This window comes from Pseudomonas sp. zfem005 (assembly GCF_032621735.1).
GTDB classification, from domain to species: Bacteria; Pseudomonadota; Gammaproteobacteria; order Pseudomonadales; family Pseudomonadaceae; genus Metapseudomonas; species Metapseudomonas solani.
In genome coordinates this window covers 813,157-829,015 of sequence record NZ_JAVYJE010000001.1, presented here as the reverse complement: position 1 = coordinate 829,015, position 15,859 = coordinate 813,157, and the positions used below count along the sequence as shown (strand labels likewise).

Here is a 15,859-nt window from a genome sequence, read left to right as displayed (position 1 = left end):
CTTTCGGCGGGCCTTCGGGATGCAGCGCCCGCACCGTCTGGCTGACCATCCGGTCATCGGTTTGCCCTCGCCTGGGCCGGTCAATAGAATGCCGCGATGCATGACGATCTCTCTCTCCTCCTGAACTCCCTGAACGACGCTCAACGCCAGGCCGTAGCGGCCTCGCTGGGGCGTCAATTGGTCCTCGCCGGCGCCGGCTCGGGCAAGACCCGCGTGCTCGTGCACCGCATCGCCTGGTTGATCCAGGTGGAGCACGCCTCGCCCCACTCGATCCTCTCGGTGACCTTCACCAACAAGGCCGCCGCCGAGATGCGCCACCGCATCGAGCAGCTGCTGGGCATCAACCCGGCGGGCATGTGGGTCGGCACCTTCCACGGCCTGGCCCATCGCCTGCTGCGCGCCCACTGGCAGGAAGCCGGCCTGGCCGAGAACTTCCAGATCCTCGACAGCGATGACCAGCAGCGCCTGGTCAAGCGGGTGATCCGCGAGCTGGGCCTGGACGAGCAGCGCTGGCCGGCACGCCAGGCGCAATGGTTCATCAACGGGCAGAAGGACGAGGGCCTGCGCCCGCAGCACATCCAGGCCGGCGGCGACCTGTTCCTCGGCACCATGCTGAAGATCTACGAAGCCTACGAGGCCGCCTGCGCCCGCGCCGGGGTCATCGACTTCTCCGAGCTGCTGCTGCGCGCCCTGGACCTGTGGCGCGACAAGCCGGGCCTGCTGGCCCACTACCAGCGCCGCTTCCGCCACATCCTGGTGGACGAGTTCCAGGACACCAACGCCGTGCAGTACGCCTGGCTGCGCCTGCTCGCCCAGGGTGGCGACAGCCTCATGGTGGTGGGCGACGACGACCAGTCCATCTACGGCTGGCGCGGCGCCCGCATCGAGAACATCCAGCAGTTCTCCAGCGACTTCGCCGACGCCGAGACCATCCGCCTGGAGCAGAACTACCGCTCCACCGCCGGCATCCTCAAGGCCGCCAACGCCCTGATCGCCAACAACCAGGGGCGCCTGGGCAAGGAGCTGTGGACCGACGGCGAGGACGGCGAGCCCCTGGGCCTGTACGCCGCCTTCAACGAACACGACGAAGCCCGCTACGTGGTGGAAAGCATCGAAAGCGCGCTGAAGGACGGCATGGCGCGCAGCGAGATCGCCATCCTCTACCGCTCCAACGCCCAGTCGCGGGTGCTGGAAGAGGCCCTGCTGCGGGAGAAGATCCCCTACCGCATCTACGGCGGCCAGCGCTTCTTCGAGCGCGCCGAGATCAAGAACGCCATGGCTTACCTGCGCCTGCTCGACGGCCGTGGCAACGACGCCGCCCTGGAGCGGGTGATCAACGTCCCCGCCCGCGGCATCGGCGAGAAGACCGTGGAAAGCATCCGTGAGTTCGCCCGCGCCCAGGACGTCTCCATGTGGGAGGCGATCCGCCTGCTGGTGGCCAACAAGGGCCTGCCGGGCCGCGCATCCGGCGCCCTGGCGGTGTTCATCGAGTTGATCGAGAACCTCGCCGCCAAGGTCCTGGAGATGCCCCTGCACCTGATGACCCAGACCGTCATTGAGCAGACTGGGCTGATCACCTACCACAAGGAAGAGAAAGGCGAGAAAGGCCAGGCCCGGGTGGAGAACCTGGAGGAACTGGTCAGCGCCGCCCGCGCCTTCGAGAACAACGAAGACGACGAGGAACTCACCCCGCTGCAGGCCTTCCTCAGCCACGCCTCGCTGGAAGCCGGTGATACCCAGGCCGACGCCTTCGAAGACAGCGTGCAACTGATGACCCTGCACAGCGCCAAGGGCCTGGAATTCCCCCTGGTGTTCCTGGTGGGCATGGAAGAAGGCCTGTTCCCCCACAAGATGAGCCTGGAAGAATCCGGCCGCCTGGAGGAGGAGCGCCGCCTGGCCTATGTCGGCGTCACCCGCGCCATGCAGCGCCTGGTGCTGACCTACGCGGAAACCCGCCGCCTGTACGGCAGCGAGACCTACAACAAGGTCTCGCGCTTCGTCCGAGAAATCCCCCCGCAGCTGATCCGCGAAGTGCGCCTGAGCAACAGCGTCAGCCGCCCGGTCGCGGGCAGCAACCGCAGCAGCGGCTCGATGTTCGCTGGCGCGGAAGTGCCGCAGACCGGCTTCAACCTCGGCCAGCGCGTGCAGCATTCGCTGTTCGGCGAGGGCACCATCCTCAACTTCGAAGGCTCCGGCGCCCAGGCCCGGGTCCAGGTGGCGTTCGAGAGCGAAGGCAGCAAATGGCTGATGCTCGCCTACGCCAAGCTCGAACCCCTCTGATGCCTTCCCGGGCCCCGTCGTCATGGTGGGGCCCGGCGCAGCGCCCCTTGGCAGTTATCCACAGGCACGGCAGGATGGCCGCTCCCATCCTCCTTGCGGAAACACGGACGTGCGCCTTCCCCTGCTGCTGCTCAGCCTGATCATCGCCACCAGCATCGAGGCCGCCCCCGGCTTCGAGGTGAAGCGCGACACCGACAGCTACCGCGACTGGAACACCGGGCAACGCCGCGAGCGCACCGAAACCTCCCTGCACCTGGACGGCGGCACCCTGTCGATGAAGGCGCTCGCACAGCTGCTGGCGACCGACGGCAAGCCCATCTACCCGACCCTCTGGGACGCCCGCGTGAGCGGCCCCGACCAGGCGCTGATCCTCTTCAACCGTGGCAGCGGCCAGGACTTCGAGCTGGCCCGCCTGTACCGCAAGAACGGCGGCAAGCCGCAGGCCGAGGTGTTGCTGCGCGACCTGCCCTACAACTGGTTCAACGACGCCCGCCGCAAAGGCTGGGTGAGCGTGGGCGGCGCGGACCGCCTGTACCTGGTGCAACTGCAACCGCTGCGCATCGTCGATGCAGGCCCCGGCGCGCTGCTGGATGTGCGCGGCGACCTGGCCGTGCTCGCCGACCCGGGCTGGAACCAGCGCCCGCCGGCCTTCCGCGCGGTGGACATGCAGCGTGGCCGCGAGGTCGCCCGCCTGGAGCTGGACCCCGCCTGCTTCGTGCTGCCCGACTTCGAGTTCAGCCACCCGCTGATCTATTCCGGGCTGGGCTCCTCCACCCCCGAGCGCCTGCGCTTCCAGGACGGCCCCGCCTGGCTCGAGCACAACCTGGAACTGCTCACCGCCCCCAAGCCGGCCTTGCGCCTGCGCCCGACCCAGCAGCTGCCGCAACCCGACCCGGTGCGCTGGGGCGTGACCCTGCGCGAGGTGGACGCCGGCCCGCAACCGCGTACCCCGGAGTCCATGGGTGACGCCTCCAGCCCGGAAATCGAAGAGTTCGCCGACACCCTCGACCTGATCCCCGAGCAATGCCAGGCCAGCAACCCCAACCCGCCGCTGCGCGCCGGCCAGGAGCCCTACCCCAGCACCAGCGTGGCGGCCGATGACCTGTGCCTGGGCGAGCTACTGAAGGGCGTGCCCCCCACCTTCCGCGAGCAACGCTGCGTGCTGCCGACACGCACCCGCACCCTGGCTGGCAGCACGCAGTGGGCGCTGGAAGAGGTGCGCTACGGCTATCGCCCGGGCGGCAAGGGTACGGCCATCGAGCAGACGGTCTACCAACTGCGCCAGGGCACGACGGTGAACCGCTACATCGCCGGCAGCCGGGGCTTTGACGAGGCCCTGGCGATCCGCGAAGTACTGCCCACCGGCAAGGGCGAGGCCCTGCTGAAGACCCGTGGCGACGGCGCCTATGAATTGCTGCGGGCCTCGACCGACGCCGACGGCAAGCTGCGCCTCGAGTACCTGGACACCCTGCCCTACCCCGCCAGCCCCTTCGACGCCAGCCGCGCGGGCTGGGTCTACCTGCGCAAGCCAGGGCTGCTGGTGCGCCTCGCTCCCTTCGCCTATGAGCAGGCCGGCGAGAGCCTGCTGGATATCCGCGGCGACACCCTGTTGTTCAGCTACGGCGACAGCCAGGAAGACCGCCTCACCCTCGGCCAGCGCACCTTCGGCGACGAGCGCGGCGAGGGCCCATCGCTGCCGGGCCTGGTGCTCAACGCCAAATGCCGCCGGGACGACGACCCCTACTGGGAGTTCACCCAGCCGCCGGTCAACGCCACGCTGGAGCAATCCGCCGCCTGGTTCGCCCGCAACTTCGACTACCAGCCCGGCGCCAAGGGCGCCATCCGTCTGCGCGCCGACCACCAGCTGCGAGCCCGTGCGGGCTGTGCCGCCCGCTAGATTGTCGGCCGGGGTTAACCATGGGAGCGGCTTCAGCCGCGAAAAGCCCGCCGCCTCACTGCCGGTTCCGCGTAGCCGGCAGCTCCATCGCGAATGAATTCGCTCCTACAGGGAGGTGAGGCGCACGCGCTCAGCGCAGCCGTAAAAAATCCCGATACATTCTGCTGCTAGCCATCACGAACGCGACTGTGCAGCATGGCGCGCGTGGACCCTTAACCAAGAGATGCCTGTGATGCGCCGATTTCTCAGTATTGCCCTGGCCCTATGCGTCGGCCTGACGCTCAGCCTGGATGCCAACGCCAAGCGTATGGGCGGCGGCAAGACCTTCGGCTCCGCGCCGACCCACCAGACCCGCCAGGCGCAGCCCAACACCCCTGCCGCCACCCCGACCGCCCCCGGCCGTCAGCCCGCTGCTGCCAGCGGTGCTTCGCGCTGGCTCGGCCCGCTGGCCGGCCTCGCCGCCGGTGGCCTGCTCGCCTCCATGTTCATGGGTGACGGCTTCCAGGGCATGCAGATCTTCGACTTCCTGATCATCGCCCTGATCGCCTTCGTGATCTTCCGCTTCATCGCCGCCCGCAAGCGCCAGCAGCAGGGCCATCAGCCCGCCATGGCCGGCGGCCCGTTCCAGCGCGAAATGCCGCAGCAGCAGCCGTCGCCGATCTTCGGTGGCAGCGCCGCGCCGGCAGCGGTGGCCCAGCGTGCGTTCAACGCCCCGAGCTGGTTCAACGAAGAGCGCTTCATCGAAGCCGGCCGTGAGCACTTCCTGTCCCTGCAGCAGCATTGGGACGCGGCCGAGATGGACAAGATCGCCGAGTTCGTCACCCCGCAGATGCTCAGCTTCCTCAAGGAAGAGCGCGCCAGCCTGGGCGATGGCTTCCAGTCCACCTACATCGACAACCTGCAGGTGCAGCTGGACGGCATCGACGAACTGGCCGACAAGACCGTCGCCACCCTGACCTTCAACGGCGTGTCGAAGACCTCGCGCTTCGACCAGGGCGAAGTGTTCAGCGAAAGCTGGCGTATGGAACGCGCCAACGGCGACGACCAGCCCTGGCTGGTGGCGGGCATCCGCCAGAACTGATCAGCGTTCGCGCAATGAAGAAACCCCGGGCATGCCCGGGGTTTTCTTTTGTGTGTTCGACCAGCCGCTGGGCTGATCGACATGTAGGGTGGATGACGCTCTTTTCATCCACCAGGCGATGCCACAGGAAACACCCTGCATGTGCCACAGCATGGACTGCTACGCGGTCCTTGGCGAATGAATTGGCTCTGTCTGCGTTAAGTGTTGCTAGAAGATTTGGACCCAGCTGATTGCCGAGTTTTGTTGGTGCTTCTGATTTCGCCCCCCCGGGCGAGTCCCTTTTAACAATCGCCTTAAAAGGAACCAAAAGGGCTTGCCCCATCATCCGGCCCGACTGCGTCGGGTTCCCTCACTCCATCGTTGCTCTGGGGGCCGGCGCGATGGGCCATCCATGGCCTGGCGCGCCTCTCGCGGCATCCATGCCGCTCGTCCCCCGGCGCAACAACTGCGTTCGGCCTCCTGGAGGGGCGTTGGCGGCTGCCCCACCTTTCTTCGTCCAGCGCATCGTCCGTGGTGCGCACGGGCTTTCGTAGGATGGTGTAGAGCAAAGCGAAACCCATGCGGTGGCGGTGGCACAAACCCTTGGACGCCCGGAAATGGCCGTGCTTGAGCGCTTGCATTAAAACCACAACAGCTAACGCAGACAGAGCCAATGAATTCGCCCCTACAGGCACCCGCCCCGGTCATTCCCGCAACGCGGTGCCCCTTCAGACCGCCGCCTTGCGCATGCCGATATGGGGGATGTCGTCCTCCAGGTAGACCTCGGTCACCGGCACGAAGCCGTAGCGCCCGTAGTACTTCTGCAGGTGCGCCTGGGCCGAGAGGTACACCGGCAGGCCCGGCCAGCGCCGCTGGCAGTCTTCCAGGGCGCGCTCCATGAGCTGGTGGCCCAGCCCGGTGCCGCGCGCCGCTTCGGCGATCACCACGCGGCCGATCACCACGTCGCCCTGGTTGCGCTGCGGGTCCAGCAGGCGCAGGTAGGCCACCAGCGCATCGCCGTCGCGGGCCATGAGGTGGCAGCTGTCGCCTACCAGGTCCAGACCGTCCACTTCCAGGTAGGGGCACTTCTGCTCGACGACGAAGACCTGGGTGCGCAGGGCGAGGATGTCGTAGAGCGCCTGCTTGTCGAGTTCGGTGTGATGGCTGCTGCTCCAGACGATCGGCATTGGGGGCTCCGTGGTGGTGAATGCGAAGGCGGCAGTATGCAATGCACCACCACCGGACGAGCGGTCCGCCTGCGGTTTTTTTCTTCCGGGTGCCAGCTACTGTATAAAGCGCATCCCAATGCACGAGGGCCTGTCGCCGTGGAAGAAGTCATCGAACAGCTGCGTGAACTCAACGAACCCGTCCCCGTCCCGCTGGAGCTGCCGGACGACGAGCTGCTGGTGGAGATCGAAGAGCAATTGCTGATCAACCTGCCCTTCGAGCTCCGCGAGTTCCTGCTCAAGGTCAGCGATGTGGTCTACGGCCGCCTGGAGCCGGTGACCGCGACCGACCCGCAATCCCACACCTACCTGCCGGAAGTGGCCTCGGTGGCCTGGGACCTGGGCGTGCCCCGCGACCTGGTGCCGATCTGCCAGGACGGCCGCGACTACTACGTGGTCGACCTGGAGGGCGAAGTGCTGCTCTGGTCCGGCGACGAGGGCGACATGACCGACGAGAGCTGGGACTCCGTCTGGCACTGGGCCCGCGACGTGTGGCTGGCGAGCTGAACCGCTAGTGGTGGTGATCCTGGCTCTGCTCCAGGGTCTCCATCAGCGCGATCTGCATGCGTGAATGCACGCGGATCAGCCAGCGCCACAGCAGCGCGATCACCCCGGCCGCCAGCAGCGCGATCAGCACCAGCAGCTCCAGGGTCGGCAGGATGCTCGCCGACAGCGCCATGAGCAGCAGCATGATCACCCCCAGCGACAGCGCCGGGATCACCTCGGCGATCACCTTGCGCACCCGCGCGGTATGGCGCCCGGCCTTCTCCGGGGTCACGCCCATCTCCGCCAACAGCATCGACAGCGCCTTGAGCTTGCGGTACGCGGCGATCAGGAAGGGCAGCGAGAGCAGCAGCGCGGCGCCCCAGACCAGGCCCTTCTGCAGGTTCGCCTGGCCCACCCAGTCGCTCAGGTAGCCGGCCAGGGTGCCGGCGAAATAGGCGCCGGAAAGGAAGATCGCCACCACCAGCGCGATGTTCACCCCCACCTGCAGGAGGATCTTGCGGATCATCCCCGCCAGCACCGCGCCCTGGCCCTGGGGCTGGATGCTGCGCAGCCAGTCGCCGTAGAGGTTGAACACCCGGGCGATTCGCGAAGGCACGATGCCGGCGAGCTTTTGCGACAGCGGGTCGGCGGAGCGGATCAGGTAGGGCGTGAGCAGCGTGGTGATGGCCGAGACCGCCACCGCCACGGGGTAGAGGAAGTCGCTGGTGACCTGCAGGGTCATGCCCAGCGCGGCAATGATGAAGGAGAACTCGCCGATCTGCGAAAGGCCCATGCCGACCCGCAGCGAGGTGCGCCCGTCATTGCCGGCGATGAAGGCGCCGATGCCGCAGGAGACCATCTTGCCCAGCACCACGGCGACGGTGATGACCGCGATGGGCCAGGCGTATTCCACCAGGATCGCCGGGTCGATCATCAGGCCGATGGCGACGAAGAAGATGGCGCTGAACATGTCGCGCACCGGCTCCACTAGCCGCTCGATCTGCGCCAGCTGGCGCGACTCGGCGATGATCGCGCCTATCAGGAAGGCGCCCAGCACCATGCTGTATTCCAGCTTCACCACCAGCAGGCAGAAGCCGAAGCACAGCCCCAGCACCGTCACCAGCAGCATCTCGTTGCTCTCGAACTTCGCCACGTAGGCCAGCAGGCGCGGCACCAGCAGGATGCCGATGACCAGCGCGACGACCATGAATAGGCTGAGCTTGCCCACCGTGGCGAACACCTGGCCGGTCTCCACCGAGCCGGACAGGGCGATGCCCGACAGCAGCGCGATGATGCCGATGCCGAGGATGTCTTCGACTATCAGCACGCCGAAGATCAGCTGGGCGAAGCGCTCGTTCTTCATCTTCAGGTCGCTGAGCGCCTTGATGATGATGGTGGTGGAGGAAATGGCCAGGATGGCGCCGAGGAACAGCGAATCCATGGTGCTCCAGCCGAAGAAAGCGCCGATCTCGTAGCCGATCCAGATCATCAGCACGATTTCGAGGAAGGCGGCGATGAAGGCCGTGGCGCCCACCTTGAACAGTTTGCGCAGGCTGAACTCCAGACCCAGGCAGAACATCAGGAAGATCACCCCCAGCTCGGCGAGGATCTTGATGGTCTCTTCTTCGTGGATCAGGGCGAAGGGCGGCGTGTGCGGGCCGATGAGGAAGCCGGCGATGATGTAGCCCAGCACTACCGGTTGCTTGAAGCGGTGGCAGAGGATGGTGACCAGGCCGGCCACCAGCATGATCACCGCCATGTCCTGGATGAAACTGATGGCATGCATGGCGCACCGGCTCCTTTTCGCTGGTCAGTGCGCTGGACAATGCCGCGCCCGGGGTTGCTCGCTTGGCTCCTTGGGAGCCCCTGTATGAATTAGGGAAGTTCCTAGTCAGAACTTTCGGCAGAGTAACACCGGGCGTTGCAGCGTCTTTTTCGGCGAAACAAACCGAAACAGCTTTGCTCGTCAGCTGCCGTTCTTCGCCTGGGCGGTCTCCAGCTCCAGCAGGTTCATGAGGAAATTGCCGAAGTAGGTCATGTCCTGCTCGATGGCCGCCCGGGCGCCCTTGGCGTCACCGGCGAGCACCGCCTTGAAGGCGTCCTCGTGGAAATCGTTGAGGCGCAGGGACAGGTCGGCCTCGGTGAACAGCTGGTTGAAGAAGGGGCCGACCTGCAGCCACAGCGACTCGATCATGCGCAGCAGCGTGGGGTTGGCGCAGGCACGGTAGAGGGTCATGTGGAACAGGCTGTTGTCGTCCAGGTAACCCTGCACGTCACGCTGCTCCAGGGCGCGCTCCATGCTTTCGACGCAGCGTCGCAACTGCTCGATGTCCTCCGCGGTGAGCCGCGGCGTGGCGGTCTCCACGGCCAGCCCCTCGAGGGACAGGCGCACCAGGAAGATCTGCTGGAAGCGCTCGCGGGTCATGATCGGCACCCGCAGGGAGCGCTGCGGCTCGCCTTCAAGGGCGCCTTCGGCCACCAGGCGTTGCAGCGCCGCACGCACCGGCATCGGGCTGGTGCCCCATTCGGCGGCGAGGTCGCGAATCTTGAGGCGCTCGCCGGGCTGGAAGCGCCCCGCCAGCAAGCCTTCACGTAGTCGTAGGTAAAGCTGTTCCTGCAGGTTATCGGCCATGGGTCACTCCTGGATGGCCGGTGGAGCCGGCAGCTGGGCGAGGGTAAGGCTGCAATTGCGCATGGGAATCTCCGGTGTAGGGCGGCTGTCCGCTTGTGGATAACCCGCCGGGCGCGCCGCGAAGGCGTGGCACGTGCCTGGGGACAAGGCCGATCGGCCTCCGCTCTGTGTGATCACAAAAGCAGTTCGATCATAAGCTTTTGTTGGAAACAGTCCAGCTATTGACATATCTGTGATCACAAAACAGGATGTGCGGAAATTCGAACGAGGTGTTCAAGCATGACCGCCAGTGGCATCGCAGAATCCGCCGTTGAAACCTTCGCCGCCGCCGAGCGTGCCCGTTTCATCGCCCACAACCCCAAATCCCTGGCGCTCGCCGAGCGCGCCCGCCAATCGCTGTTCGGCGGCGTGCCGATGCACTGGATGAGCGACTGGTCGACCCCCTGCCCGCTGTTCGTCGAGCGTGCCCAGGGCGCGCGCTTCCACGACGTCGACGGCCACGAGTACGTGGACTTCTGCCTGGGCGACACCGGCAGCATGTTCGGCCACTCCCCCGAACCCATCGCCCGCGCCATCGCCGAACAGGGCGCGCGCGGCCTGACCACCATGCTCCCGGGCGAAGACGCCGTGGTCGCCGGCGAGCTGCTGGCCGAGCGCTTCGGCCTGCCCTACTGGCAGGTGGCGACCACCGCCACCGACGCCAACCGCTTCGTCATCCGCTGGGTGCGCGCCATCACCGGGCGCAAGGTGCTGCTGGTGTTCGACGGCTGCTACCACGGCACCGTCGACGACGTCATGGTGCGCCACCGCGAGGGCCGCACCGTGCACCGCAGCGGCCTGATCGGCCAGGCACGCAACCTGGCCAAGACCAGCCGTGCCGTGCCCTTCAACGACCTCGAGGCGCTGGAAAAGGCCCTGGCGCAGAACGACGTCGCCGCCGTGCTCTGCGAACCGGCGATGACCAACATCGGCATGGTCCTGCCCGATGCCGGCTACCTGGAGAAGCTCCGCGAGCTGACCCGGCGCCACGGCACCCTGCTGATCATCGACGAGACCCACACCATCTCCACCGGCCCCGGCGGCTGCACCCGCGCCTGGAACCTGCAGCCGGACTTCATCACCCTCGGCAAGCCCATCGCCGGCGGCGTGCCCTGCTCCGTCTACGGCTGCACCGCCGAAATGGCCCAGGCCATGAAGCTGGCCCGCAAGCACGCCAGCGAGCAATCCGGCGGCCACGGCCACAGCGGCATGGGCACCACCCTTTCGGCCAATGCCCTGGCCATGCACTGCATGCGCGCCAACCTGGAACAGGTGATGACCCCGGCCGCCTACGCCCACATGCTGCCCCTGGCGGCGCGCCTGGCCGAGGGCTTCCGTGGACTTATCCACAAGCACCGCCTGGCCTGGTCGGTGACCGAGCTGGGCGCCCGCTGCGAGTTCCAGTTCTGCGCCACCTCGCCACGCACCGGCGCCGAGGCCGAAGCGGCCTTCCACGACAGCCTGCAGATGGCCCTGCACCTCTACCTGATCAACCGGGGCATCCTCATCACCCCGTTCCACAACATGACCCTGTGCTGCCCGGCCACCACCGAAGCCGATGTCGACCGCCTGATCGCCACCCTCGACCAGGCCCTGGCCGAGCTGCTGGCCATCCCCGGCGCCCGCCTCTGACCGCGAGAACCCCCATGCGATTCGCCGAACCCCAGGAAGCCCGTGACTTCCTCGAACGTCACCCCGAGGTGCGCAGCATCGAGCTGATGCTGATCGACGCCAACGGCATCCCGCGCGGCAAGCTGCTGCACCGCGACGAGCTGCTGGCCATCTACGAGAACGGCCGTCCGCTGCCCAGCTCCATCCTCTCGCTGACCATCCAGGGCGAGGATGTGGAAGCCAGCGGCCTGGTCTGGGAAGTGGCCGACGCCGACTGCTGGACCTACCCGGTGCCCGGCTCCCTGGCCCTGCAACCCTGGCGCAGCAGCCCCACCGCCCAGGTGCAGGTGAGCATGCACCCGACCCGGGGCCTGCCCGCCACGCCCGGTGACCCGCGCCACGTGCTGGCCCGCGCCATCGACCGGCTCAAGGCCGACGGCTACCACCCGGTGATGGCGGTGGAGCTGGAGTTCTACCTGCTGGACAAGGCCCGCGACGCCAACGGCCGACCGCAGCCGGCGCTGCAGGCCAATGGCGTGCGCCCGCAGGCGCCGCAGGTCTACGGCGTGTACGAACTGGAGCAGCTGCAGCCCTTCCTCGACGACCTCTACGCCGCCTGCGAGGCCCAGGGCCTGCCGGTGCGCACCGCCATCTCCGAATACGCGCCGGGCCAGCTGGAACTGACCCTGGAGCACCGCTTCGACGCGCTGCAGGCCATCGACGAAGGCGTGCGCTACAAGCGCCTGGTCAAGGGCGTGGCCAACAAGCACGGGCTGGTGGCCTGCTTCATGGCCAAGCCCTTCGGCGACCTGGCCGGCAGCGGCATGCACCTGCACGTCAGCCTGGCCGATGAGGCGGGCAACAACCTGATGGCCAGCGAGGACCCGCACGGCACCCCGCTGCTGCGCCACGCCATCGGCGGGATGATGGCGACCCTCGACGACGCCCTGGCGATCTTCTGCCCCAACGCCAACTCCTACCGCCGCTTCCAGGCCAACAGCTACGCGCCGCTGGCCAAGAGCTGGGGGGTGAACAACCGCACCGTGTCCTTCCGCGTGCCCGGCGGCCCGGCCCAGAGCCGCCACGTCGAACACCGCATCTGCGGCGCCGACGCCAACCCCTACCTGGCCGCCGCCGCGTTGCTGGCGGGCATCCATAAAGGCATCCGCGAACAGATCGACCCGGGCGAAGCCATCACCGGCAACGGCTACGAGCAGGCCCGCGAGACCCTGGCCACCGACTGGCTCACCGCCCTGCGCACCCTGGAGCGCTCGGCATGGGCGAAGGAAGCGCTGGGCGAAGGCTTCCTCGACATCTTCCTCGCCATCAAATGGGAGGAATTCCGCCAGTTCGTCAGCGAGGTGGGCGAGCAGGACTGGCGCTGGTACCTGACCCACGCCTGATGCATGGGGTTGTGGATAAGCGACTTGTCCACAGCCCCGCCTCCTCCGATCCGCAACTCGCAATCCGTAATCCGTAGGATGGGTAGAGCGGAGCGAAACCCATCAATTCCGAGTACCGACATGGCTTCGGCGTCGGGCGGGCAGCATGGGTTTCGCGGGGCTCTACCCATCCTACGGGGCAGAGTGCGGCCGGGTGTTTATCCACAGGCGGTGCTCCTGTGGCTCCGTCCCTGTCTCGCTGCGTCTACAGTTTCACTTCCCAGCCCCGAGACAGAGCCCCTCCATGGAACCCGGCAACGCGCAACTGACGATGACCGTCCTGATGACCCCGGACATGGCCAACTTCTCCGGCAACGTCCACGGCGGCACCCTGCTCAAGTACCTCGACGAAGTGGCCTACGCCTGCGCCAGCCGCTATGCCGGGCGCTACGTGGTGACCCTTTCCGTGGACCAAGTGGTGTTCCGCGAGCCGGTGCACGTGGGCGAGCTGGTGACCTTCCTCGCCTCGGTGAACTACACCGGCACCACCTCCATGGAGATCGGCATCAAGGTGGTCACCGAGAACATCCGCGAGCGCTCGGTGCGCCACACCAACAGCTGCTTCTTCACCATGGTGGCGCTGGACGACGACCGCAAGGCGGCGCCCGTGCCGCCGCGCCAGCCGGAAACCGCCGAGGAGAAACGCCGCTTCGTCCAGGGCCAGCAACGCCGGCAGATCCGCCAGGAAATGGAACGCCGCTACCGCGAACTGCGGGAGAACGGCAGCGAGCCCGCCGCTACATCCTGAAAAATAATCTGACGGACTTTTCATACAAACAACGTCAGCCAACGGGTAACCTGGCGCACGCGGCGGCAGCCGCGTTCGCCACGGGCCAGGCCCCGTGAACCACCTTCGAACCTCTCCCCGCAGCGCTGCCAGCCGCCGCTGCGGCCGGGTCGTTCCCTGCGTGCAAGGAGCCGCCGCATGCCCCACCACACACCGCTGATCGCCACCCTCTCCGCCGGCCTGGTGCTGGCCTTCCTGCTCGGCAGCCTGGCCAACCGCCTGCGCATCTCGCCGCTGGTGGGCTACCTGCTGGCTGGCGTGCTGGCCGGCCCCTTCACCCCAGGCTTCGTCGCCGACCAGGCGCTGTCCCAGGAGATCGCCGAGCTGGGGGTGATCCTGCTGATGTTCGGCGTGGGCCTGCACTTCTCCCTCAAGGACCTGATGTCGGTGAAGAACATCGCCATCCCCGGCGCCGTGGTGCAGATCGCCGTCGCCACCCTGCTGGGCATGGGCCTGGCCTGGGGCCTCGGCTGGTCCCTGGGCGGCGGTCTGGTGTTCGGCCTGGCGCTGTCGGTGGCCAGCACCGTGGTGCTGCTGCGGGCCCTGGAGGAGCGCCAGCTGCTGGACACCCAGCGCGGCCGCATCGCCGTGGGCTGGCTGATCGTCGAAGACCTGGTGATGGTGCTGACCCTGGTGCTGCTGCCGGCGCTCTCCGGCATGCTCGGCGGCAAGGCCCACGGCGGCGGCGAGCTCAGCCTCGGCGTCGAGCTGCTGCTGACCCTGGGCAAGGTCACCGCCTTCGTGGTGCTGATGCTGGTGGTGGGCCGCCGCCTGATTCCCTGGGTGCTGGCCAAGGTCGCCGGCACCGGCTCGCGGGAGCTGTTCACCCTCGCCGTGCTGGCCATCGCCATGGGCATCGCCTATGGCTCGGCGATCCTCTTCGACGTGTCCTTCGCCCTGGGCGCCTTCTTCGCCGGCATGGTGCTCAACGAGTCGGAGCTGAGCCATGACGCCGCCGAGAAGACCCTGCCCCTGCGCGACGCCTTCGCGGTGCTGTTCTTCGTCTCGGTGGGCATGCTCTTCAACCCGCTGATCCTGATCCACGAACCGCTGCCGGTGCTGGCCACCTTCCTGGTCATCGTGCTCGGCAAGTCGGTGGCGGCCTATGTGATCGTGCGCGCCTTCGGCCATCCCAAGAGCACGGCCCTGACCATCTCCGCCAGCCTGGCGCAGATCGGCGAGTTCAGCTTCATCCTCATCGGCCTGGGGCTGGACCTGGAGCTGATGCCGCAGACCGGCCGCGACCTGCTGCTGGCCGGCGCCATTCTGTCGATCCTGGTCAACCCGCTGCTGTTCATCGCCATCGGCCGCTGGCAGGCGCGCCAGGACCGCAAGGCGGCGGAGCTGCCCCCGGAGCAGGTGCCGGCCGAGGACGTGCCGCCCGCCATCGAGGAACACGACCACGCCATCCTCATCGGCTACGGCCGTGTAGGTCGCAAGATCGCCCTGCGCCTGCGCGAGGCGGGCACGCCGCTGGTGGTGATCGAGGACAGCCGTGCGGGGCTGGATGAACTGCGCGAGTCGGGCATCAGCGCGGTGCTGGGCAACGCGGCACGGCCCGAGGTGCTGGAACTGGCGCAGCTGGCGCGGGCGCGCTGGCTGCTGCTGGCGATCCCCAATGGCTTCGAGGCCGGGCAGATCGCCCAGCAGGCCCGCGCGGTGAACCCGCAGCTGACCATCATCGCCCGCGCCCACTTCGATGCCGAGGTGGAGCACCTGGAGCAGAACGGTGCGGACCTGGTGATCATGGGCGAGCGCGAGATCGCCCGCGCCATGATCAATCGCGTCGCCGACGACCAGGCCGCACCGGACGCACCGGCAGCGGCCTGACGACGGCGGTGGGAGCCCTTACTCGGCGTGCTGGTGCGCGCCGTGGTCCATGTGCTCCATGTGCTGCATCTGCCCGTCGGCCTTGGCGGGCGCTTCCTTCTGTACGGCGATCTCCACCTGCAGGTCGCCGGCCTTCTCGAAGTGCAGGGTGAGCGGGAAGCGCTCGCCATCCTTCAGCGGCTGCTTCAGGCCGAACAGCATCAGGTGGTAGCCGCCCTGCTCCAGGCGCACCTCGCTGCCGGCGGGGATGGCCAGGCCGCCCTGCACCTGCTGCATCTTCATCATGCCGTTGACGTGAGCGTGCTCGTGGATCTCGGCCTTGGCCGCGCGCGGGGTGTCGGCACCCAGCAGGCGGTCCGGCGTGTCGCCGCCGTTGTGCACCACCAGGTAGGCCGCGCCGTTGGGCGAAACCGGCGGCACTTCCAGGGCCCAGGGGTGTTCGATGTGCAGCTTGCCCAGTTCGTACTCATGGGCCTGGGCGAAGGGAACGAAGCCCACCAGGGCGATCAGGGTCAGCAGTGTCTTGCGCATGTTCAACTCCATCCATCGATAAGCAGATTGGGCGCCCG

General features: G+C 67.5%; 12 protein-coding genes. 8 read left to right on the top strand and 4 right to left on the bottom strand.

The window, feature by feature from the left end:
- The first annotated feature begins 96 nt into the window (after nt 1-96).
- The 3 genes from uvrD to RTW82_RS03860 all read left to right on the top strand — a co-directional run bounded on the left by uvrD (nt 97) and on the right by RTW82_RS03860 (nt 5,258).
- Nucleotides 97-2,280 (top strand): DNA helicase II, encoded by a 2,184-nt coding sequence (uvrD, locus tag RTW82_RS03870; RefSeq protein WP_316924297.1) that lies wholly within the window; start codon nt 97-99, stop codon nt 2,278-2,280.
- Between the two features lie 109 nt (nt 2,281-2,389).
- Entirely contained in the window at nt 2,390-4,177 is a 1,788-nt protein-coding gene (locus RTW82_RS03865; RefSeq protein WP_316924296.1) for a hypothetical protein, read from the top strand.
- Between the two features lie 232 nt (nt 4,178-4,409).
- Complete coding sequence (locus tag RTW82_RS03860; RefSeq protein WP_021220981.1) at nt 4,410-5,258, top strand: Tim44 domain-containing protein; 849 nt, start codon at nt 4,410-4,412, stop codon at nt 5,256-5,258.
- A 707-nt stretch (nt 5,259-5,965) separates the two neighbouring features.
- On the opposite strand, the gene RTW82_RS03855 is transcribed toward RTW82_RS03860, so the two are convergent.
- Nucleotides 5,966-6,424, bottom strand: coding sequence for a GNAT family N-acetyltransferase (locus RTW82_RS03855; RefSeq protein ID WP_021220982.1), 459 nt, complete (start codon nt 6,422-6,424; stop codon nt 5,966-5,968).
- A gap of 138 nt (nt 6,425-6,562) precedes the next feature.
- Between RTW82_RS03855 and RTW82_RS03850 the strand changes: the two genes are divergently transcribed.
- Nucleotides 6,563-6,970: an SMI1/KNR4 family protein gene (locus RTW82_RS03850; RefSeq protein WP_021220983.1), complete on the top strand. Its 408-nt coding sequence runs from the start codon at nt 6,563-6,565 to the stop codon at nt 6,968-6,970.
- 4 nt (nt 6,971-6,974) lie between these two features.
- Here RTW82_RS03850 and RTW82_RS03845 read toward each other — a convergent pair whose 3' ends face one another.
- On the bottom strand, nt 6,975-8,735 hold the full coding sequence (locus tag RTW82_RS03845) for a cation:proton antiporter (RefSeq protein ID WP_316924295.1): 1,761 nt from the start codon (nt 8,733-8,735) through the stop codon (nt 6,975-6,977).
- Nucleotides 8,736-8,915: 180 nt separating this feature from the next.
- Nucleotides 8,916-9,581: a GntR family transcriptional regulator gene (locus tag RTW82_RS03840; protein WP_316924294.1), complete on the bottom strand. Its 666-nt coding sequence runs from the start codon at nt 9,579-9,581 to the stop codon at nt 8,916-8,918.
- Nucleotides 9,582-9,860: 279 nt separating this feature from the next.
- Here RTW82_RS03840 and RTW82_RS03835 point away from each other — a divergent pair, with 279 nt between their 5' ends.
- The 4 genes from RTW82_RS03835 (at nt 9,861) to ybaL (ending at nt 15,290) form a co-directional block, all read left to right on the top strand.
- Nucleotides 9,861-11,252: an aspartate aminotransferase family protein gene (locus tag RTW82_RS03835; RefSeq protein WP_316924293.1), complete on the top strand. Its 1,392-nt coding sequence runs from the start codon at nt 9,861-9,863 to the stop codon at nt 11,250-11,252.
- 14 nt (nt 11,253-11,266) lie between these two features.
- Entirely contained in the window at nt 11,267-12,634 is a 1,368-nt protein-coding gene (locus RTW82_RS03830) for a glutamine synthetase family protein (protein ID WP_316924292.1), read from the top strand.
- Nucleotides 12,635-12,917: 283 nt separating this feature from the next.
- Nucleotides 12,918-13,421, top strand: a complete 504-nt coding sequence (locus RTW82_RS03825; protein ID WP_316924291.1) for an acyl-CoA thioesterase — start codon at nt 12,918-12,920, stop codon at nt 13,419-13,421.
- Nucleotides 13,422-13,598: 177 nt separating this feature from the next.
- Complete coding sequence (gene ybaL, locus RTW82_RS03820) at nt 13,599-15,290, top strand: YbaL family putative K(+) efflux transporter (protein ID WP_316924290.1); 1,692 nt, start codon at nt 13,599-13,601, stop codon at nt 15,288-15,290.
- A gap of 18 nt (nt 15,291-15,308) precedes the next feature.
- Here the strand turns inward: ybaL and RTW82_RS03815 are convergent, their stop codons facing one another.
- Entirely contained in the window at nt 15,309-15,821 is a 513-nt protein-coding gene (locus tag RTW82_RS03815) for a copper chaperone PCu(A)C (protein WP_316924289.1), read from the bottom strand.
- Nucleotides 15,822-15,859: the final 38 nt, after the last annotated feature.

Excerpts from the sequence above, each read along its gene's own strand:
- uvrD (WP_316924297.1), top strand. The coding sequence starts at position 97 with ATGCATGACGATCTCTCTCTCCTCCTGAACTCCCTGAACGACGCTCAA.
- RTW82_RS03860 (WP_021220981.1), top strand. The coding sequence starts at position 4,410 with ATGCGCCGATTTCTCAGTATTGCCCTGGCCCTATGCGTCGGCCTGACG.
- RTW82_RS03855 (WP_021220982.1), bottom strand. The coding sequence starts at position 6,424 with ATGCCGATCGTCTGGAGCAGCAGCCATCACACCGAACTCGACAAGCAG.
- RTW82_RS03845 (WP_316924295.1), bottom strand. The coding sequence starts at position 8,735 with ATGCATGCCATCAGTTTCATCCAGGACATGGCGGTGATCATGCTGGTG.
- RTW82_RS03840 (WP_316924294.1), bottom strand. The coding sequence starts at position 9,581 with ATGGCCGATAACCTGCAGGAACAGCTTTACCTACGACTACGTGAAGGC.
- RTW82_RS03835 (WP_316924293.1), top strand. The coding sequence starts at position 9,861 with ATGACCGCCAGTGGCATCGCAGAATCCGCCGTTGAAACCTTCGCCGCC.
- RTW82_RS03830 (WP_316924292.1), top strand. The coding sequence starts at position 11,267 with ATGCGATTCGCCGAACCCCAGGAAGCCCGTGACTTCCTCGAACGTCAC.
- RTW82_RS03825 (WP_316924291.1), top strand. The coding sequence starts at position 12,918 with ATGGAACCCGGCAACGCGCAACTGACGATGACCGTCCTGATGACCCCG.
- ybaL (WP_316924290.1), top strand. The coding sequence starts at position 13,599 with ATGCCCCACCACACACCGCTGATCGCCACCCTCTCCGCCGGCCTGGTG.
- RTW82_RS03815 (WP_316924289.1), bottom strand. The coding sequence starts at position 15,821 with ATGCGCAAGACACTGCTGACCCTGATCGCCCTGGTGGGCTTCGTTCCC.